This window comes from Myroides sp. C4067 (assembly GCF_038039665.1).
Lineage (GTDB): Bacteria > Bacteroidota > Bacteroidia > Flavobacteriales > Flavobacteriaceae > Flavobacterium > Flavobacterium odoratimimum.
Window position 1 is genome coordinate 50097 of record NZ_JBBPHJ010000009.1, and the last position, 20784, is coordinate 70880.

The 20784-nt window shown below is 34.9% G+C and carries 20 protein-coding genes; 13 read left to right on the top strand and 7 right to left on the bottom strand.

From position 1 onward, the window contains the following. Nucleotides 1–51: 51 nt before the first annotated feature. The 8 genes from ftsY to AABL87_RS08485 all read left to right on the top strand — a co-directional run bounded on the left by ftsY (nt 52) and on the right by AABL87_RS08485 (nt 7065). Nucleotides 52–1005, top strand: coding sequence for a signal recognition particle-docking protein FtsY (gene ftsY, locus AABL87_RS08450; protein WP_025124486.1), 954 nt, complete (start codon nt 52–54; stop codon nt 1003–1005). 11 nt (nt 1006–1016) lie between these two features. Continuing rightward, nucleotides 1017–1445, top strand: coding sequence for a hypothetical protein (locus tag AABL87_RS08455; RefSeq protein WP_006260300.1), 429 nt, complete (start codon nt 1017–1019; stop codon nt 1443–1445). Nucleotides 1446–1453: 8 nt separating this feature from the next. Further along, nucleotides 1454–1765, top strand: coding sequence for a DUF721 domain-containing protein (locus AABL87_RS08460; protein WP_006260299.1), 312 nt, complete (start codon nt 1454–1456; stop codon nt 1763–1765). A 129-nt stretch (nt 1766–1894) separates the two neighbouring features. Beyond that, complete coding sequence (locus tag AABL87_RS08465) at nt 1895–2329, top strand: RrF2 family transcriptional regulator (protein WP_006260297.1); 435 nt, start codon at nt 1895–1897, stop codon at nt 2327–2329. A 70-nt stretch (nt 2330–2399) separates the two neighbouring features. Next, nucleotides 2400–4646 carry a nitric-oxide reductase large subunit gene (locus AABL87_RS08470; protein WP_006267016.1) on the top strand — a complete coding sequence of 749 codons (2247 nt, stop codon included), beginning with the start codon at nt 2400–2402 and terminating at the stop codon, nt 4644–4646. After that, complete coding sequence (ric, locus tag AABL87_RS08475; protein WP_006264436.1) at nt 4636–5349, top strand: iron-sulfur cluster repair di-iron protein; 714 nt, start codon at nt 4636–4638, stop codon at nt 5347–5349. Before AABL87_RS08470 ends, ric begins: the two co-directional genes overlap by 11 nt. 64 nt (nt 5350–5413) lie before the next feature. Next, complete coding sequence (locus tag AABL87_RS08480; protein ID WP_006264435.1) at nt 5414–6616, top strand: hypothetical protein; 1203 nt, start codon at nt 5414–5416, stop codon at nt 6614–6616. Then, a complete protein-coding gene (locus AABL87_RS08485; RefSeq protein WP_006264434.1) occupies nt 6613–7065 on the top strand; it encodes a CopD family protein in 453 nt (150 codons plus the stop codon). The genes AABL87_RS08480 and AABL87_RS08485 overlap by 4 nt, the downstream gene beginning before the upstream one ends. A 258-nt stretch (nt 7066–7323) precedes the next feature. Here AABL87_RS08485 and AABL87_RS08490 read toward each other — a convergent pair whose 3' ends face one another. The 7 genes from AABL87_RS08490 to recF all read right to left on the bottom strand — a co-directional run bounded on the left by AABL87_RS08490 (nt 7324) and on the right by recF (nt 14550). Then, nucleotides 7324–7947, bottom strand: coding sequence for an SCO family protein (locus AABL87_RS08490; RefSeq protein ID WP_006264433.1), 624 nt, complete (start codon nt 7945–7947; stop codon nt 7324–7326). A gap of 16 nt (nt 7948–7963) precedes the next feature. Continuing rightward, entirely contained in the window at nt 7964–8743 is a 780-nt protein-coding gene (locus AABL87_RS08495; RefSeq protein ID WP_341277178.1) for a formylglycine-generating enzyme family protein, read from the bottom strand. Between the two features lies 1 nt (nt 8744). Then, nucleotides 8745–10244, bottom strand: a complete 1500-nt coding sequence (nirK, locus tag AABL87_RS08500) for a copper-containing nitrite reductase (RefSeq protein WP_341277179.1) — start codon at nt 10242–10244, stop codon at nt 8745–8747. A 267-nt stretch (nt 10245–10511) separates the two neighbouring features. Continuing rightward, nucleotides 10512–11087, bottom strand: coding sequence for an RNA polymerase sigma factor (locus tag AABL87_RS08505; protein WP_006262003.1), 576 nt, complete (start codon nt 11085–11087; stop codon nt 10512–10514). Beyond that, the gene (locus tag AABL87_RS08510) at nt 11084–12190 is read right to left on the bottom strand and encodes a glycosyltransferase family 2 protein (RefSeq protein WP_006260288.1); all 1107 of its coding nucleotides are present in this window, start codon (nt 12188–12190) and stop codon (nt 11084–11086) included. Before AABL87_RS08510 ends, AABL87_RS08505 begins: the two co-directional genes overlap by 4 nt. A gap of 230 nt (nt 12191–12420) precedes the next feature. Further along, entirely contained in the window at nt 12421–13434 is a 1014-nt protein-coding gene (gene murB, locus AABL87_RS08515) for a UDP-N-acetylmuramate dehydrogenase (RefSeq protein ID WP_341277180.1), read from the bottom strand. Nucleotides 13435–13455: 21 nt separating this feature from the next. Beyond that, nucleotides 13456–14550, bottom strand: a complete 1095-nt coding sequence (gene recF / locus AABL87_RS08520; protein ID WP_006260286.1) for a DNA replication/repair protein RecF — start codon at nt 14548–14550, stop codon at nt 13456–13458. Between the two features lie 134 nt (nt 14551–14684). Here recF and AABL87_RS08525 point away from each other — a divergent pair, with 134 nt between their 5' ends. From AABL87_RS08525 to AABL87_RS08545, 5 genes are all read left to right on the top strand, one after another. After that, nucleotides 14685–15470 carry a YfgM family protein gene (locus AABL87_RS08525; protein WP_006260285.1) on the top strand — a complete coding sequence of 262 codons (786 nt, stop codon included), beginning with the start codon at nt 14685–14687 and terminating at the stop codon, nt 15468–15470. Nucleotides 15471–15472: 2 nt separating this feature from the next. Further along, nucleotides 15473–15964 carry a 6,7-dimethyl-8-ribityllumazine synthase gene (gene ribH / locus AABL87_RS08530; protein WP_006260284.1) on the top strand — a complete coding sequence of 164 codons (492 nt, stop codon included), beginning with the start codon at nt 15473–15475 and terminating at the stop codon, nt 15962–15964. 928 nt (nt 15965–16892) lie between these two features. Further along, the gene (gene mutL / locus AABL87_RS08535) at nt 16893–19178 is read left to right on the top strand and encodes a DNA mismatch repair endonuclease MutL (RefSeq protein WP_006260283.1); all 2286 of its coding nucleotides are present in this window, start codon (nt 16893–16895) and stop codon (nt 19176–19178) included. After that, a complete protein-coding gene (locus AABL87_RS08540) occupies nt 19178–19927 on the top strand; it encodes a rhomboid family intramembrane serine protease (RefSeq protein WP_006260279.1) in 750 nt (249 codons plus the stop codon). The genes mutL and AABL87_RS08540 overlap by 1 nt, the downstream gene beginning before the upstream one ends. Then, on the top strand, nt 19927–20781 hold the full coding sequence (locus AABL87_RS08545) for a rhomboid family intramembrane serine protease (RefSeq protein ID WP_006267028.1): 855 nt from the start codon (nt 19927–19929) through the stop codon (nt 20779–20781). Before AABL87_RS08540 ends, AABL87_RS08545 begins: the two co-directional genes overlap by 1 nt. Nucleotides 20782–20784 lie beyond the last annotated feature (3 nt).

A 20784-nucleotide genomic window follows, 5' to 3' on the forward strand; every position in this document is an offset into this window, starting at 1 on the left:
AAATTGATTCACTTTTTATTCTTTATATTTGCAGTAGTTAATAAAAGTAATATGAGTTTTTTTAAGAAGTTATTTTCTTCGGAAAAGAAGGAAACTTTAGATAAAGGTTTAGAAAAGTCTAAATCTTCTTTTTTCTCAAAACTGACTAAAGCAGTTGCTGGTAAGTCAAAAGTAGATGATGATGTACTTGATAATCTAGAAGAAATACTTGTGTCATCTGATGTAGGTGTTAATACTACATTGAAAATTATTGAGCGTATTGAAGAGCGTGTTTCGAGAGATAAATATGTTGGAACAGATGAGTTAAATCAGATTCTTAGAGATGAGATAGCAGGGTTGTTATCAGAGACTCAATCTGGTGAAGCAACAGAGTTTGAAATTCCAAAAGATAAAAAGCCTTATGTATTGATGGTAGTAGGAGTAAATGGTGCTGGAAAGACAACAACGATAGGAAAGTTAGCTTATCAATTTAAGAAAGCAGGATTGAATGTTGTATTAGGTGCTGCAGATACATTTAGAGCAGCTGCTATTGATCAATTACAAGTGTGGGCAGATAGAGTAGGTGTGCCAATTGTAAGACAACAAATGGGAAGTGATCCAGCTTCTGTTGCTTTTGATACTTTGCAGTCTGCAGTAACTCAGAACGCTGATGTTGTAATTATAGATACAGCCGGTCGTTTACATAATAAAGTAAACTTAATGAATGAGCTTACTAAAGTTAAACGTGTTATGCAGAAAGTTATTCCAGATGCTCCTCATGATGTGATGTTGGTATTAGATGGTTCTACAGGACAAAATGCCTTTGAACAAGCTAAGCAATTCACAGCAGCAACAGAAGTAAACTGTTTGGCTGTAACTAAATTAGATGGAACTGCTAAAGGTGGTGTAGTTATTGGTATATCTGATCAATTCCAAATACCTGTTAAGTATATAGGTGTAGGAGAAGGAATCGAAGATTTGCAAGTGTTTAATAAATTTGAATTTGTTGATTCATTTTTTAAATAGAAGTAATAGTTATGAGTAGATTATATAAAGTGTTTTTCATAGGTATACTTTTTTTAGTAGCAAGCTGTGGGAAAGAATTTACACCTGAGGACTTAAAGGTAATTAATGGTTATTGGGAAATAGAGAAAGCAAAATTGCCAGATGGTGAGGTGAAAGATTATACCATTAATTCTTCTATTGATTTCTTTGAGATAAATGATAAAGGAGTTGGTTTTCGTCAGAAAGTAATGCCACAGGTGAATGGTGAGTATTTAACGAATGAGGTGCAAGAAAACCTAACTATAGTTAATGAGGCAGGTAAGACTTGGTTAATGTATAAGACTGAGTTTGCTGAATGGAAGGAAGAGTTAGTAGAATTGGATGAGGATGAGTTTGTTGTAAAAAACGAAAATGATATTATCTACTATTATAAAAAGGCGGTACCTTTTACTTTAAAATAATTTAGGCATTGAAGAAGTATGATGTAAATAAACGATTACGAGAAGAGAGTAGTATTCAGGATCTTTTAAAAATATTTATAAAAGAGAATAACCTTGATAAGGGAATTGATAATCTTGATGTTCGTGCTGCTTGGAAGAATCTATTAGGACCAGGAATAGCTAATTATACATTAGATATACTCTTAAAACGTGATGTACTTTATGTAGCTTTATCTTCTCCTATCGTACGTGAGGAATTAACTTATGGAAAGAGTAAGATAATTAGAATGATAAATGAAGAATTAGGGAGAGAGGTAATAAAAGAAATAATTTTTAGATAAGTTATAATTATCTATATGAAGCAATATTAGTTCAATAGACTGATATTGCTTTTTTATTTTATATATAAAGGACTTTATTGTCTTTTATATGTAGAATTGTTTTATATTTGTACTATTAAAATAAATGATATGTTTTCTAAAGCTTGTGAATACGCTATTCGTTCAGTTGTTTTTATCTCAGTATCTTCACTGAAAGGGGAGCGTGTAGGCTTTAAAGAAATAGCAAAAGAGATAGATGCTCCAGAAGCTTTTACAGCTAAGATACTTCAAAAGCTATCTAAGAGTGGAGTGATTGAATCAGTTAAGGGAGTAGGAGGAGGATTTGAAATTCCGATAGCAAACTTAGACAATATTAAGCTATGTGAGGTGGTGAATGTGATCGATGGTGATTCTATCTACAAGGGATGTGGATTAGGGTTAGCTCAGTGTTCTGAGACGCACCCATGTCCTGTTCACTTTAAATTTAAAGCAATCCGAGAAGGGTTGAGAAATATGTTAGAAACTACTACTTTGCGAGAGTTAGCCAATGGTACCAAGTCTGGTGATACTTTCTTGAAGTTGTAATTATACGTGGGAAGTAACTTCCCTTTTTTTACAAAACAATAAAGGATAAAAAAGTCTTCTATTTAAAAGTATGAAAAATAGACAAAGAAAGTTATGGATAGCATTTACGATAGTAATGTTATTCTCATTTGGGGTACTCGGTTATTTCGGTATTGAAATTTATCAAGAAGCACCACCAGTACCCATCGAAGTTAGAACAACTAATGGTGAAATTGTATTAACTGCTAGTGATATAAAAGACGGTCAGAATGTCTGGCAGAGTATAGGAGGACAAGAAGTTGGCTCTGTATGGGGACATGGAGCTTATGTTGCTCCTGATTGGACTGCTGATTTTCTGCATAGAGAAGCATTGTATTTATTGGAGTATTATGCTCAAGAGAAGTATAATAAGTCTTATGAAAATAGTTCATTAGAAGAACAGGCTTATTTAAAAGCACATTTACAAGCTAATATTAGAGCTAATACTTATGACAAAGTAACTGGTGTTTTGACGATTACAGAGGAACGAAATAAAGCTCGTTTACATCTTCAGGAGTATTATACTAAATTGTTTACAGATGATCCCGAATTTACGCAACTGCGTAAAGATTATGCAATACCTAATAATGCGCTAACTGATCCAACAAGATTGAAACAAATGAATGCTTTCTTCTTTTGGGCAACATGGGCTACTGTAACTAATAGACCAGATAATGATGTTAGTTATACACATAACTGGCCTGCGGAAGAGTTAGTAGGTAACGTAGCTACCACACCTCTTATTGCTTGGTCTGGAGTGAGTGTTATCTTATTGATTTTTGCTGTAGGGGTATTAGTTTATTATCACGTAGCCTCTAAGCAAGAGGAAGAAGATATGGTGCCAATGGAAGATCCAGTATCAAATGGAACTGTAACTAAGAGTATGACTATCTTGAAGAAATATTTCTGGGTAGTATGTTTATTGATGCTATTACAAGTAGGATTAGGAATTATAACAGCTCACTATGGAGTAGAAGGACAAGGGTTATATGGTATTCCATTAGATCAGATTTTACCTTACTCTGTTACGCGTACATGGCATACCCAATTGGCTATTTTTTGGATAGCTACTGCTTGGTTAGGAACCGGATTATATATCGCACCTGCAGTAGGAGGTAAGGATCCTAAGTTTCAAGTATTCGGAGTGAATTTCCTATTTATAGCCTTATTGATTATTGTGTTGGGGTCTATGATTGGTCAGTGGTTTGGTATTATGCAAAAACTAAACTTAGTACAGAACTTCTGGTTCGGACATCAAGGATATGAATATGTAGACTTAGGTCGTTTCTGGCAGATCTTCTTATTTGTAGGCTTATTTGTATGGTTAGCTTTAATGATTAGACCATTGTTACCTGTATTGAAAGAAAAAGGAAGCCATCGCAATTTGATTATACTTTTCTTAATCTCATGTGGTGCAATTGCTTTATTCTATGGAGCAGGGCTAATGTGGGGAAGACAAACTAACTTGGCAATAGCAGAATATTGGAGATGGTGGGTAGTGCATTTATGGGTAGAGGGCTTCTTTGAAGTGTTTGCAACTGTTGTTTTAGCGTTCTTATTCGTACGAATGGGGTTGATTAAAACCAAGACAGCTACTAATGGCGCATTGTTCTCTACTATTGTATTTATGTCAGGGGGAATTATAGGTACATTCCATCACTTATATTTCTCTGGAACGCCGACTGCAGTAATGGCATTAGGAGCAACATTCAGTGCTTTAGAAGTAGTGCCTTTGACTTTGATAGGTTATGAAGCTTATGAGAACTATAAAATATCTACACATAAAGGATGGTTACAAGATTATAAATGGCCTATATACTTTATGATAGCAGTGGCATTCTGGAACTTCTTAGGAGCAGGTGTATTTGGCTTTATTATTAATCCACCGATAGCACTGTATTATGTACAAGGACTTAATACAACACCTCTTCACGCACATACTGCTTTATTTGGAGTATATGGAATGTTGGGAATTGGACTTATGCTATTCGTACTAAGAAGTATATATAGAGATATCAAATGGAATGAGAAGTTGTTGAAAATAGGTTTCTGGGGATTGAACTTAGGGTTATTATTAATGGCACTTTTAAGTTTATTACCTATCGGTATTTGGCAAGCGATTGAAAGTATTCAACACGGTATGTGGTATGCACGTTCTAGCGAACTTATGCAGCTACCAGCTATGAATACGCTGAAATGGCTACGTACCATCGGTGACGTAATCTTTACAGTAGGTATTTTCGCTATCGTCTTATTCGTATTCAAATTAACATTAAAAAAAAGCAATCATGATAAATAGAACAGTAGGCTCATTTGTAGCAGAAGATTTTAGAACAGCAGCAATATTTAATAGATATGGAATTGATTTTTGTTGTAAAGGAGGACGTACTATTGAAGAGGTATGTGAAAAGAAGTCAGTCAATAGAGAAGAACTAATAGGAGAATTAGAACGCTTATTGACACAACAAGCAGAGAATAATATCGATTTTAGACATTGGCCTTTAGACTTGTTAGCTGATTATATTGAGAAGACACACCATCGATATGTAGAGGAGAAGATCCCAGTATTATTACAATTTTTAAATAAACTGAGTAGAGTACATGGAGGTAGACACCCAGAGTTAATTGAAATAAATGAATTGTTTATTGGATGTGCAGCGGAGCTAAGCCAACACTTAAAAAAAGAAGAGCTTGTTCTGTTTCCATTTATTCGTAAGATGGTGTCTTCAACTATCTCAGGACAATCTTTAGAAACACCTCATTTTGGTACAGTACAAAATCCAGTAGCTATGATGATGCATGAACATGATGGGGAAGGTGAGCGTTTCCGAAAAATAGCTGAGTTGTCTAATAATTATACACCACCAGCAGATGGATGTAATACATATAAGGTTACTTACGCTATGCTAAAAGAGTTCGAAGATGACCTGCATAAACACATTCACTTAGAAAATAATATTTTGTTCCCAAGTGCAATAGTATTAGAACAAAAATTCGAGTAATCTTTTTCAAATTTCATAGAAGTGCCTTACCTTTAAGTTTAAGGCACTTCTTGTATAACAGCTTATGAAACCAGTCTATTACATCATTCCTTTGATCAACTTTCTTACAGCAGCCCTATTAGGACTTTTGCTAAGAAGTATGTTCGTCTACCCGATAGAAGGAGTGACATTTTTGTATATTTTACATACGCACTCTCATATTGCTTTATTAGGATGGTTGTATTTATTGGTTTATGTATTGTTTGTTCAGCAGTTTGGAATAAAAACGCCTAAAGAAGAAAAGTTTTATGCCCGACTTTTTTGGATGACTCAATTAGCAGTGCTTGGAATGGCACTGACATTCCCTTTTATGGGATATGCCACAGCATCTATTGCTTTTTCTACTTTACACATTATTTGTTCTTATGTATTTGTCATTCATTTATGGAAGAACAACACTGCCTCAGGAACACAGCAAGGAGTTTTACTAAAAACCTCTTTGTTTTTTATGGCATTTTCTACCTTTGGGGTTTGGTGCTTAGGGCCAGCAGTAGGCATGATGGGGAAGACTAGTGCCTTCTATCAGATATGTATACAGTTTTTCTTACATTTTCAGTTTGATGGATGGTTCTTAACTGCCTTTTTAGCCTTATTGTTTGCCATTGTGTTTAAGGGGTATTCTTTATCTAAGTTTAAACCTTTCTATTACACTTGGATAGTATCTGTAATACTCACTTATGCTCTACCCGTGAGTTGGTATGTAGAATTACCTATACTTCATTACTTAAATGCAGTAGGTGTTTTATTGCAATTGTATTCAGTGGGATATTTAATAAAACCCTTTTTCAAGATATTTAAGCAACGAAATAATAATGAAAGCATCTTTGTGTGGCTTTTATTAGTATTAGCAGGAATATGCCTTATAATGCGAATAGGTACACAGTTATTAGCTATATCAGAATCAATAGTGATTCAGTTACAAGCTTTGCGCAGTTGGATCATAGGTTTTATCCATTTGAATATGTTAGGAGTCTTGAGTGGTTTTGGAGTTTGGTTAATGGTTCAAGAAAAAAGAATAGTTGTAAATACTTGGTTAAAGATAGGAATACTATTCTTAGTAGTAGGTTTTGTATTGACAGAAATAATTTTGTTTATACAAGGATTACAAGGTTTTATAGGAGTTGTTTGGATAGCTAATACACCTGTACTCTTATTTTGGGCATCTGTATTACTTCCCATCAGTATCTTATTTTTATTATTCTCATACCTTAAAATTAGAAAGTCATGAATGAATTACACCTTTTATTAATATTACACCTATTAGGAGCTACTATATGGGTAGGAGGACATATCTTATTAAGTGTAGTGATATTACCTCAAGTATGGAAAGAGAAGTCAGTAGAGAAGTTATTTAACTTTGAGAGTAGGTATGAGTGGTTTGGTATGCCAGCTTTATTTGTGATGTTGCTAACAGGTGTGCGTATGGCCTATATCTACAATGTCAAGTTAGCGAGTTGGTTTGCTTTTGAAACTCCAATAGAACGTGTTGTTTCTTTAAAATTAGCATGTCTATTCACTATAGCTTTATTTGCAATAAGTGCTCAGTTTTACGTACTGCCTCGTCTAAAGACTGATATTAAGAAACTTCCTTTAATGACATTCCATATTTTATCTGTTACGACTATTAGTATTGTGATGCTTATATTAGGTAGCTTTATTAGATATGGAGGGATATAAAGAGGAATGAATTTATAACTGAAAGGTATTGAATGGTTTATTTACTTAACTATTAAAATATCTGTTAGTATTATTATATATAAAGCTATTGTTTGATTATACTTTTGAAGTGATCAAGTAATAGCTTTTTATTATTGGTACTATTTTATATTCTTAAATAAGTAACTAGAATTAAAGGCACTTTATGTACAAAAAAAATACTGCTCTACTTCTATTATGAAGCAGAGCAGTATATTATCAAATTAATAACTAACTTTCTTATTTGATTAAAGCGAGTTGTCGCTCTATTTCTTTTACAGTAGGGGCATAGTCTATACCGAGCCCCTCTTGTTGATAATCTAATTCTCCTTTGGTATTAAATACACTAATGATATTAGAGTGAGAGAAGTCTATTGGAGAGATCTTTTTGTAATTCACAGCAAGAGTAGCCGCAAATTCTCTTGTGTCTTCTTCAGTAGAGCGTAAGAATACCCATTGAGGGCCATCCATTTGATTCTCTTTAGCAAATGCTTTTAGACGTTCAGGAGTATCTACTTGTGGGTCAATGCTGACTAATACATATTTTACCTTATCTGCGTTTTTACCTTTTACTCTCTCCTCGATATTACGCATATCAGCTACTAATCGAGGACATGCAGCTTTACAAGAAGTATAAATCATGACCATGACTAGTACATTGCCCTGTAAGTCTTTTAGCTCAATATCTTTACCATCTTGTGTAGTCCAGGTAGACGGTAGATTGTAAATAGACAAATCAGAAATCTCTTGTGACTCTACAGTCTGTTCTGTAGCTTGAGGTTGTTCTTCTGTAGCTTTAGTCTCTTTACAACTAGTTAGTAGTAAAGTAGAGCAGCTTAGTAATGCTATCAATGTCTTTTTCATAATGATGTTCTTTTTTTTAAGGGTTTTGTGCACATCTAAAACCTAAGTTTTTTGTTGTAAAGTTAGCTCTAAGACTACCTCTAAAACCGTATCGCATAAAGGCAGCATAGTCCATCAGGTCAGAAGCATTAATAGAAGCACTTCCACAGAATAAGTTCTCGTCATTGCCCTTGTCTTTGCGACTTTCTCCAGACAAGAAGATTGAATTATAGTCTGCTACCCACTCCCATATTAAGCCGTGCATATCATATACACCCCAGTAATTTTTAAAGGTGCTCCCTACAGGATTGACATAAGTCTTAGGAGTCTCGTACCAAGCGAGGATATACTTATTGTATTCTTCTTTTTGGCGAGCATCCATATTCTTAGCATCAGCCATGGCTACATATTCCCATTCATCCATAGTAGGTAATCTTTTGCCTTGTAGTTCACAGTATTTTTTAGCTGCGAACCAAGATACATTGGTCACAGGAGCATTAGGTTTTAAATCGCCATAGTCTAAATCACTTTTCCAATGAGTTAAATAACTTTTATTAGCGAATAACGCTTTGATTTGTGAGCGTTGGTAATTTGGGTTTTTCTTTAAGAACTCTACATACTGTTCATTGGTCACAGCATATTGATCCATTTTGAAAGAAGCTACTTTTACATAGCCTTCTTCTGTACTACCGTAAAGTGGAACAAAAGTTCCACTTTTGATAGTGACCATCGGTGTCGTTTTCTGAGCATATATTCCTGTTAAGGTTATTATGCTCAGAAGACACACAATGAAGTTTGATTTATCAAGAAAAAACATTTTATCTATTTTTTTGAACCATTTGAGGGCTCACTACAGTTTTATTATTTCCCCAACTATTGTACACATAAGTCAATACGTCAGCTATCTCTTGGTCACTTAAGTTTTGACTCGTCATGATAGAGTTGTATTTTACCTTGTTAACTGTAATCTCTCCTTGTAGTCCGTTTATAACTGTTTTTATCGCTCTATTCACATCTGCATTTAAGTAATCAGATTTCGCTAGAGGAGGGAATATTTTCTCTATACCTTGTCCTTCAGATTGGTGACAAGCAAAACATGTTCTAGTAAATACACTTTTACCATCAGCTATTTGTTGGGCAAGCGTTTTGTTTTCTATTACCTCTCTTTTAGCTGGTTCTTTAGGCATATTTTGTATAGTACCTCCTTCAGGTAAGTATATTCCTTCTTTTATTTTACCTGCAAATACTTTCTGGTTTTCATCTCCTTCTACTTTTAGCATTCCTAGTGCTCCTTTATTAAAGGCTCTAAAGATAGAGTGGTCTACTAATACAAATGTACCAGGTGTATTTACTTTAAATTCTACTATCGCTGCACCTCCTGCTGGTATAAGTGTAGTCTGTACGTTTTCGTTGATTAGATCAGCACCTTCTACATGTACTCTATCGAAGATCTCTCCGATTACGTGGAAAGAGCTCACTAAGTTAGGCCCACCATTACCTACGTATAACCTTACTGTTTCTCCTACTTTAGCAGTGATTGCATTTTCATTGACTAGTCCGTTTACATGCCCATTGAATACTACATAATCAGGTTGTTCTTTTAATGCTTTATTCATGTCGAATGGTTGTAGTCCTTTTTCTCCATAGTTCCCTTTTGTATAGAAGTCCCCTTGCATCACATAGTACTCTTTGTCTACAGGAGGTAGTCCACCTTCAGGCTCTACTAAGATTAGACCATACATCCCGTTAGCGATATGCATCCCTACAGGAGCAGTAGCACAGTGGTATACATATAGACCAGGATGTAGTGTTTTAAAAGAGAACGTTACCTCGTGTCCAGGCGCTACTAGTGATGATGCAGCTCCACCTCCAGGACCTGTCACAGCGTGAAGGTCAATATTGTGAGGAAGCTTATTATCTGGGTGATTTTTAAGTGTGAACTCTACTTCATCACCTACACGTGTACGGATAAAGCTACCAGGTACGGTACCACCGAAGGTCCAATACATGTATTTTACCCCATCTACCATTTCACCTTCTTGTTCTAAGATCTCTAGATTAACAATTAGTTTCGTCGCATCCCTTTTTCCTACAGGTTTAGGTACTAGGGGAGGTGCAGTTAGTTCAGCTTCAGCTTCTCCTTTGACTACTATTTGTTCAGCCATCTCTGGAGTCATCTTTGTAGGAGTCTTGTCCTTCTGTTGACAGCCTCCGATTGTTAGTAAACCTAGAGATAATAGTAGTACTCCAAGTTTGGTTTTTAGTGTTTGTACCTTTGTATTCATAACTGTGTTCTTTTGTTCATTTTTGTATACCAAAGATAAAAGACCTTATTGTCTTTTATTGTGATAAATATCAGTTTTTTAAAATGGAATGAGCTTTTTTTACTCGTTATGAAATAATTATAGGATTGGAGTTATTTTAGCTAAATAGCTGTATATTATAGAAGTGTATTGCTAATCTTGCGTGAGAAATAAAGGATGATAAACAAAAACAGTACAAATATTTTTAAAGTCACTTCACATACTGTGATTATTAGAAGTGAAAATTTATACCTAATTATAGGGTATTATAGTTTGTGAAGATTAGATAGAGAAGTTTTGATCTATCTGTTTAAGGATAATCTCTGCTAATAGTTTTTTAGCACGCATAATCTTGACCTTGACATTGTTTAAAGGCTCATTTAAGGCTTCTGCGATTTCGTTATAAGACATCTCTTGGAAGAAACGCATATCTATTACTTCTTGATAGTGTGGTTTAAGTAAGTTGATATAACTTTTAAAGATCACTAGATTCTGTTCTTGTATCAGTTCATCTTCTTTGTTCATCGTATCATCTATGATATCGTGATACTGTTGATTCTCCTCGTCATTGATATCTAAGAAAGACATATTCTTACGCTTTCTGATCATATCGATATGTACATTTTTAGCAATGCTGATCAGCCAGGTATTAAATGCGTAAGTAGGGTCATACTTACTGATATTGGTAAATGCCTTCGAAAAAGTTTCAATAGTAATATCTTCAGCATCCACTTCGTTTGCTGTTCTTTTAAGCATAAAGTTATATACTTCAGACCAATAATGGTTTAGCAAGAAGGTAAACGCTATCTGGTCTCCCTTTTGAGCTGCTAGGATATTTTCTTGAACTAAGTTTTTCAAATTTTTTTACGTGTAATAAAATGTAGTATTGAGTAATACGTAGTGATAAAAATATGAATAATTTCTAAGAATGGCAGTGTCCACACCAAATCTTTATCATCAAATACTTTAAATAACTTATAGTTATAGATGTATATAATCAAATAACGGAATACAAATAACCCTAGTACAATTTCCCAGTTAAAAAGAAAACTGATCAGTGTAGTGAAAAGCCCGAAGAACAGAAGGTGACATAGACTAAAGAATCTAATTTTAAATTGTGTAAAGATAGATGAGGTTCTAAGGAGTAAGTCATACTTCTTGATATTACCTGTCCATGTACTAGTCTTACTCTCCACTTGTAAGCATACGAAGCTGTCGCGGTCATGTGCAGTTGTTGTATTACTACTAGTCCCTATTTGATTGATGAAGGCATACTCATCTCCATAAGGAGTTTTCATATGGTCTATAAACCCGTTTACTTTAAAGAACAACTCTTTATTATATCCTTGATTATAAGCATTGCCGTGGATAGGTCTACCATAAGATACCCATGAGAATAGGTTTATTGTCTTATACGTATTTTGGAAACGGATTAATTGATTGATAAAAGACCTTTTCTTTTTTTCGATTTTAGTATGTCCTAGTATTACTTTCTTAGTAGAAGAGAATCCTTTGCTTATCGCTAGCAACCATTTATCTGATATAGGAGTAACAGCAGGTTCTGTAAAGATGAAGCGCTCATACTTAGCCACCTTCATCCCTAGAGTTAAAGCGTACTTCTTATTGCCCCAGAAGGCCTCGATATTTTCTACATTGACTAGTCTAGTGTTAGGGTAAGTCAAACAGAATTTCTCTAATATTTCTAAGCTTTCGTCATCAGATGCACTATAGACTAGTATTACTTCATACTCAGGATAGTCTTGTTGTATAAGTACAGAAAGGAAGTTTTCTAACTTCTCCTGTTGATCTTTTACATAAGCAATGACAGAGATAGGTTCTAGATCAGCGTATCGTTTAGTCGGAAGGCTACTAGACATAGCTAGTGGTCCATAGATGATAATATACTGTAATATTTCTATAACTATAACAGCAATGAAAATGTAAAATAAAAGTGTTAGCATAGTGAATATCTATTCCCGTAAGGTCTGCAAATGTACGATTAATCTGTTAAAAGAATATAGAAGCCTGTTTAAAAATAGTTTATATATTTTGATTACACACCTTTTAGGTTACTACTGTATTATATTTTTTTAGATAGATATAATTAACTAAAATAAAATATGTAGTAATTCACCCCAAGTAGGTGTATATATTTACTTATAAAAGTATTTTAAACAAGCTAAATACATTTTTAAAAGATATTAACTTCTGCATGAATAGAAATGCCAAATAGCTTAAAAACTTCTCGCTGTACAGTCTCTGCTAGTTTTTTGATTTGCTCGCCTTCTGCTTTTCCGTAATTAACTAGCACTAGAGCTTGCTTCTCATGTACACCAGCATCACCTAGTCGGTATCCCTTAAAGCCACTGGTCTCGATCAGCCATCCTGCAGGTATTTTTACTTCCTGTTCATTGATGATATAATGAGGCATGTTAGGATATCCTCTATAGAGTCTCTCGAAGGTGTCTCTGTCTACGATAGGGTTTTTAAAGAAGCTACCACTATTACCGATTTCTTTAGGATCAGGTAGCTTGCTCTGTCTGATAGAGATCACAGCATTACTAATATCTCTGATAGTAGGAGAGGTAATGTTATCAGCGTCTAATTGACTTTTTATCGCGCCGTATTCTACCTTTAGATTGTGATTTTGTTTAGTTAGTTTGTACGTTGCAGATAGAATGATATATTGATTCTTTAGCGCATTTTTAAACACGCTTTCTCTATAGTCAAACTCACATTCAGCATTCGTGAAGTCAACCACTTGTAATGTCTCCATATTAAGAGCCTTACAGCTGTGTAGCACATCTTTAATCTCTACTCCATAAGCACCAATATTCTGGATAGGTGTAGTCCCTACATTACCTGGTATAAGAGATAAGTTCTCCACACCTCCATAGTTGTGCTCGATACACCATAGGACGAACTCATGCCAATTCTCCCCAGCTTCAGCCTCTACATATACATAGTCGTTATCCTCATTGATGATATTGATTCCTTTTAGATCTAGCTTGATGACGATCTTATTGATGTCTTGTGTTAGTAGCATATTACTACCTCCTCCTAAGATGAATAGCTTGTCACTTTTATTAGCCTTGACTATTTCTTTTAGATCATTTATCTGTTTTATTTCAATAAAATATTTAGCCTTTACATCTAATCCAAACGTATTATATGGTTTTAGCGATACATTCTCGTGAATATTCATTGTCTTAGGGGTATTATTAGTTTATTCTTCGTTTTGTTGAATTTTAAAAATCTCGTAACCTTGGTTTACACTATTTAACAAGCTTTCTGTTCGGTCAGCGTGTGTATCCGAAATAAAGAGTTGACCAAAGGTATCTAAATTAACTAGCTCTAAAATCTTGCGGACTCTATTCTCGTCTAATTTGTCAAAGATATCGTCAAATAAGAGGATAGGAGCTACGCCTCGCTGTGTTTTTAAAAACTCAAATTGAGCTAATTTTAGTGCGATTAAGAATGACTTTTGCTGTCCTTGTGAACCAAACTTTTTAATAGGATGTCCTGTCAGTTCGAATGCCAAGTCATCTTTATGTATCCCGACAGAGGTGTACTGTAGCATACGGTCTTTGGCAAGATTCTCTGCGAATAGGTCTAACATAGATTTATCATCTAACTGCGTCTCATATTCTAGAGATACATCATCTTTATTCTCTGTGATCAGACTGTGATAATGAGAGAATATAGGAGTGAATTCTTTGATGAAATCTCTTCTTTTCTCGTGAATAGGGTGTGCCAATTCTGCAATCTGCTCATTATAGACTGCCAACGTCTCTCCGTCGAAATAGTGATTCTGAACGAAGCTCTTAAGAAGCGCATTACGCTGACTGATTAGCTTCTGGTATTGTATAAGCAGTTGTAGATAGTTGCCATCCATCTGAGAGATCACACTATCGATAAACTTACGTCTAGTCTCACTTCCTTCTGTAATTAAGTCGCTGTCAGAAGGAGAGATAATCACTAAGGGAATAAAGCCAAAGTGATCAGAGAATCGTTCGTAGTTTTTATTGTTTCTCTTCAGGATTTTTTTCTGTCCTTTTTTTAGGCTACATACGATGTGCTCTTCCTTTTCATCTCTAATGAATGTACCATCGATTACAAAAAAATCTTCGTTGTGTTTGATATTCTGTACGGCTATAGGGTTGAAGTAACTCTTCCCGTAAGCCATATAATATATAGCATCTAAGATATTGGTTTTACCAACTCCGTTTAACCCAATAAAACAGTTTATTTTCTGGTCAAAAGAGAAAGTATTATCGCTAATATTCTTGAAATTTAATATGTTTAATTTTTTTAAATACACGTGGTTACTAGTTATTTTAACGTTTTAGAGAGTGCTTTATCAAATTTTGGTGCAAATTATCAAAAATATAGATAGAAAGCACTTTTATATTACAATAAAAATCCTATTTTTGCGACTCATTAAACTTTGTATAAATGGCAACTTATAATAAAAGAGGTTATAAAGCCCCTAAACCTGAACAAGAAAAAGAAGATAATGAGTTTGAACAATATAACAATATTGATTCATCTAACAGTAAGACAGCTGAGGTATTTAACTCTTTAGATCAAGGAGCAAATAGAATGGAAAGCTGGGTAGTGCGCAATCAAAAAGTAATTTTTGGTATCGTAGGTGCTGTTGCTTTGGCTACTTTGGGGTATGTTGGTTATGACAAATTTGTTGTTGAGCCAAAAAATGATGACGCTGCGAACGAAATGTTTCAGGCACAGAGTTATTATAACGATGCTTTAATGAATGGTACTGCTAAAGACTCTTTATTTAACTTAGCACTTAATGGTGGAGAAGGTAAACTAGGATTCTTAGGAATTATAGAAAATTACGGTGGTACACAGTCTGCAGATTTAGCAAACTACTATGCGGGTACAGCATATTTACATAAAGGTGATTTCCCTAAAGCAATCGAGCATTTAGAGAAATTCAAAGGAAATGATGCAGTATTAGCACCATTAGCTTTAGGAGCTATTGGAGATGCTTTCTCTGAATTAGGGCAACAAGAGCAAGCTTTAGAGTATTATCAAAAAGCAGCTGCTAAGCAGAAGAACGATTTTACTACACCTAGATATTTAAATAAAGCAGGTTTAGTTGCTTTAGAATTAGGTAAAAAAGAAGAAGCGCTTAAGAGCTTCAACGAGATTAAAAATAACTACCAAGGTTCTGTAGAATACAGAGGAGTAGATGCCTTGATAGGTTTAGCACAATAAGTATGGCAACAGCAAATAAAAACTTATCTGAATACGATAAAACTACACTTCCTGACGGGAAAGATTTTAGAGTAGGTATCGTAGTTTCAGAATGGAATGACCAAATCACTAATGGATTGTATTCTGGTGCAGAAGCAGCCTTATTAGACTGTGGTCTATTAGCTGAAAACATAGTTCGCTGGAATGTACCAGGTAGCTTTGAATTAATTTTCGGAGCAAAAAAAATGATAGAAGTAGATGAGACCTTAGATGCAGTTATTGTAGTAGGGTGTGTGATTAAGGGAGAGACGATGCATTTCGACTTCGTATGCGAAGGAGTGACACATGGTATTAAAGACCTTAACTTAATCTCTGATATTCCTGTGATCTTCTGTCTACTGACAGATAACCATATCGAACAATCTATTGCTCGTAGTGGTGGAGAACACGGAAATAAAGGTACAGAAGCAGCTATCGCAGCTTTAAAAATGATAGATTTAAATAGAAAAGCGTAAGCACAATCTATTTATAGGATATAAGATAGAGGATTTCTAGCAATAGAAATCCTCTTTTTTTGTTTTATATTTTTCTGTAAGAGGGGATGTCAGACTATTAATACTGTTTAGTGAGTACCCCTTTTCTTTATATTTTTTCTTTTCTAAAATAATCTTTCTTCTTTTTTAAAAAATGGATCTATTTCAGTACCTTTTTTAGGGGTTTAAAGAGAACTAATCCTACTTTTTTACTCTTTACCCTCTATTTCCCTTCTTTTTGGGTTTTAAATTAAAAAAAGTATATGCTTTTTTTTAGTCTTGTGTTTTTATTAAGTGATTGATTTGTAGTTGTTTATTTGTTTTTGGATCAGATTTGTGTTTTACTTGAATAGGCTTTCAACCCTTATAAATAGGGGGTTCTGCTAAGATCCTTCGACAATACATGGACAATACTCCGTATTTAGTGGAGGAGAGCGCGTGTTTATCCAAGGATGCTCCTTTTATTCTCAGAGCATTCTCCTCTAAGAATAAGGTAAGGGGGGAATTAAGAATTAGTAATTAATAATTAAGAATGTATGCCTAGGGCATAGGAGAATAGGGAGCAACTACATCAGCTTTAGGATGGGATTCTTCGCAGGCTCAGAATGACAAGGGGAGGGGATGTGTAGGATGAGATTCTTCGTACGCTCAGAATGATAACGGGAGTGGAAGTACTATCATCATAATTATTCTAGAGCTTATCAGCAATGTTATTTACTAGATAAGTATTTAAAAAAAGGTTGTCATAGGATGAGGTGAGTAGTGTTTAATTCTATAATTCAGAAAGTGTCCTCTATATTTTAGAAATAAATTACAATAGAGAAATAGTAAAGGAATTTTTAATTCTTTAAATTTGTCCTTTAAGTGGAATTTATCTAAACAATTAGATTAATAATAGAGGAGCAAATAGATGTCAGATATTATTCGTTTACTACCAGATCACGTAGCGAATCAGATAGCAGCAGGGGAAGTAGTACAACGCCCTTCGTCTGTGGTTAAGGAATTGATAGAGAACTCTGTCGATGCTGGAGCTACAGAGATTAAGTTGATTCTAAAAGAAGCTGGTAAAACTTTAATACAGGTTATTGATAATGGAAAGGGTATGAGTGATGTCGATGCACGTATGTCATTCGAGCGTCATGCTACTTCTAAGATTTCCAAAGCAGAGGATTTATTTGCGCTAAGTACTAAAGGATTTAGAGGAGAGGCTTTGGCTTCTATCGCAGCGATTGCTCACGTGGAGTTAAAGACTCGTACACATGAGGCTGAGCTAGGTACCCATATCGTTATAGAAGGGACTAAACTAGTGAGTCAGGAAGTAGCTGTTACTCCTGCAGGGACTTCATTTTCAGTAAAGAATTTATTTTTTAATATACCCGCACGACGCAATTTCTTAAAGTCCGATAATGTAGAGTTTAGAAATATTATTGATGAGTTTGAGAGAATCGTATTAGTGCATCACAATATACATTTCTCTTTAATACACAATGGTAGCGAAGTGTTTAATCTATTGCCTACGAATGCTCGTCAGCGTATAGTCAATGTATTCGGTACTAGAACAAACGAAAAGTTAGTACCTATAAAAGAGAATACAGAGATCGTAGAGGTAACAGGATTTGTGGGGAAACCTGAGTTTGCTAAAAAGAGTAGAGGAGAGCAATTCTTCTTTGTGAATGATCGCTTTGTTAAAAGTGGTTATTTACACCATGCTATTATGGCGGCTTATGAAGGACTTTTAAAAGAAGGAACACATCCTAGCTATTTCATTTACTTTAATGTACCACCAGATAGTATAGATATCAATATACATCCAACGAAGACTGAGGTAAAGTTCGACGATGAACAGGCCTTATACAGTATTCTTCGCTCTATCATTAAGCATAGTCTTGGACAGTTTAATGTAGCGCCGGTATTAGATTTTCAGAGAGATGCTAGTTTAGATACTCCGTATGACTTCGAGGGAAAAGAAGCATCAACTCCTACTATAGAAGTAGATAGAAACTTTAACCCTTTTCACAGAGAGCTACTTACAGAGTCAGATAAGTTTGAATATAATCCATTTGATAATAATGCGGCTATGTTTATCGGAGCTACGGATAGTAGTATAGAGAACACTCGCTTTATAGATGATCTGGAGAATAATGAGACGTATGTATCCATGAATCCGTTCGGGGATAAGGTGACGAATAAGGGGAATGATATAGAGAATAACCGCTTTATAGATGTCCTAGAAAGTAAAAGTAATACGGAAGAAAATATTTCTTTAGGTGAGACGTTAGAGAGTAAAAGTAATCATAGCCCTTTAAGTTATACCGATGATCTAGGTGAAGTACTAGAGAGCAAAGGAAATAATACTGTAGAGGATAGATATGAAGAGGAAATCACACTGGGATCTAAAGTAAATAAAGAACCAGATGTTATAGAATCTAAGTTTAATAAACCTTCTGTGAAGAAGAGTTCGTCATCCTCATTCTCTAAAGGAGCCTTGTCTTCTAAGAGTAATATAGAAGGATGGGAGAATCTCTATGAAGGACTTCGTTCTTCTGGGGAAGATCTAGATGTGTCTGGCATAAAATTAGAGAGTGATTTTGTGACAGGGAATCTGTTCGAAAATAAACAAGAGGAAATCACGGGAGTGAAACGCTTCCAGATTAATAGAAAGTACATTGTCAGTCCGATAAAGTCAGGAATGGTAATCATCGATCAGGGGAGAGCGCATCAGCGTATATTGTATGAGAAGTTTATGGAGAGTATACAGAATCATACAGCCTCTTCTCAACAGTTATTATTTCCATTGACATTGTATTACTCTCCTTATGAGGTAGAAATACTAAGAGAGTTATACCCGATGTTACAACAGACTGGTTTTGGGTTTGAACACATGACACAAGATTATGTGGTTATCTCAGGATTGCCTGTTAATATATCAGAGAGTGAGGCTTCTATCGTATTAGAAGATTTGATTAGTGACTTCCAAGATGGAGTACCTAAGACAGCAATGGGACAAAGTGACCGCATTGCCAAATCATTAGCACATAGTTTATCTGTGAAGACAGGAACTGTGCTAAATGATGAAGAACAAGAGAATATTGTGAACTCATTATTCGCTTGTCAAGAACCAAGTGTATCACCTTTTATGAAACCTACTTTTGTAACGATGAAAGTAGAGGATATAGAAAAAAAATTCGCATTATAATGAGAATATCAGAGACAGTAAAGCATTTAATTATAGTGAATGTAATCTTCTTCGGAGCTAGTATGTTTATACCAGCGATCAAAGAGTTATTCGCAATGTATTATTTTGAAAGTCCATCATTCTATGTTTGGCAACCTTTAACTCATATGTTTATGCATGGGAGTATCATGCATATTCTGTTTAATATGTTTGCTTTGTTTTCTTTTGGTAGTACGTTAGAGATGATGTGGGGAGGTAAGAAGTTTCTTACTTTTTACTTGCTATGTGGATTTGGAGCGGCTCTATTACATACAGGAGTGAATTATTTTAGTGTTCATTCTGCTGTGTCTACTCTTACAGATAATGGGTATAATGCTAGTGATGTAATGGCGCTATTAAAAGAAGGAAAGTATGATCTAAGATGGGGAGGTATACTAGGAGATGGTCAGTTACATAATTTTCTATCTGCATATAATACGCCTGTAGTAGGGGCATCAGGTGCTGTGTATGGGTTGTTAGTGGCCTTTGCGTTTATGTTCCCTAATGCAGAGTTAATGATGATGTTTATTCCTGTGCCTATTAAAGCTAAATATTTTGTACCAGGTATTTTATTGATAGATTTATACGGAGGTGTTGCAGGTAGCTTCAGTCTATTCGGTGGAGGTGGAGGTATCGCTCACTTCGCTCATATAGGGGGAGCATTGATGGGGTATTTATTAATGATGTATTATAAGAAGACACAGTTTAACAATAACCGTTGGGATAGATAATGAGTAAGCTATTAGATGATTTGAAGTTCCAGTATAGAGCTGGTGGTATTGTGCAAAAGTTGATTTACTGGAATGTAGGTATTTCAGTAATCATTATGTTGTTGCAAGTATTCTTTTCTTCCTTTAGCGCTAGTTTATTATCATGGTTAGCTCTTGGGAGCAATCCTATGTCACTATTGTATAAGCCATGGACGTTATTGACGTATTCATTCGTACATGCAGGAGTGATTCACCTTCTTTTTAATATGATTGTCTTGTTTTTTGTAGGAAGATTATTTGCTACTTTCTTTACAGACAAGCAGTTTTTAACTTTGTATCTATTAGGTGCTTTATTAGGTGGTGTGATCTTCTTGCTAGGAGGAACGTTTATGTCGACAGGGTCTATACTAGTAGGTGCTTCAGCAGCTACTATAGCTCCATTAGTAGGGGTGGCAGTGCATGCTCCTATGATGCAAGTGCGATTAGCTTTAATCGGAAATGTAAAGATGTGGCATATCGCTACTTTTATCATTATTTTAGATGTTATCCAGTTGAATACAAGTAACGTAGGGGGACATCTAGCTCACTTAGGTGGTGCGCTAATGGGACTGATCTATATTAAAATGTTAGAGGCAGGAACCGATTTAAGCATTATCTTTGATAAAATAAGTAACCTATTTAAACGAAATCAAGGAACTCGTTTTAAGAAGGTATATGTAAATAATAAAGAGAATCGCCGAGAAACAACAGTCAGTGAAAACAAGGATGAGAGACAACAGAAAATAGATAAAATATTAGATAAAATCAGTAAATCTGGATATGAAAGCCTTACTAAAGAAGAGAAAGACTTTCTGTTTAGAGCTGGAAAAGAGTAAAAT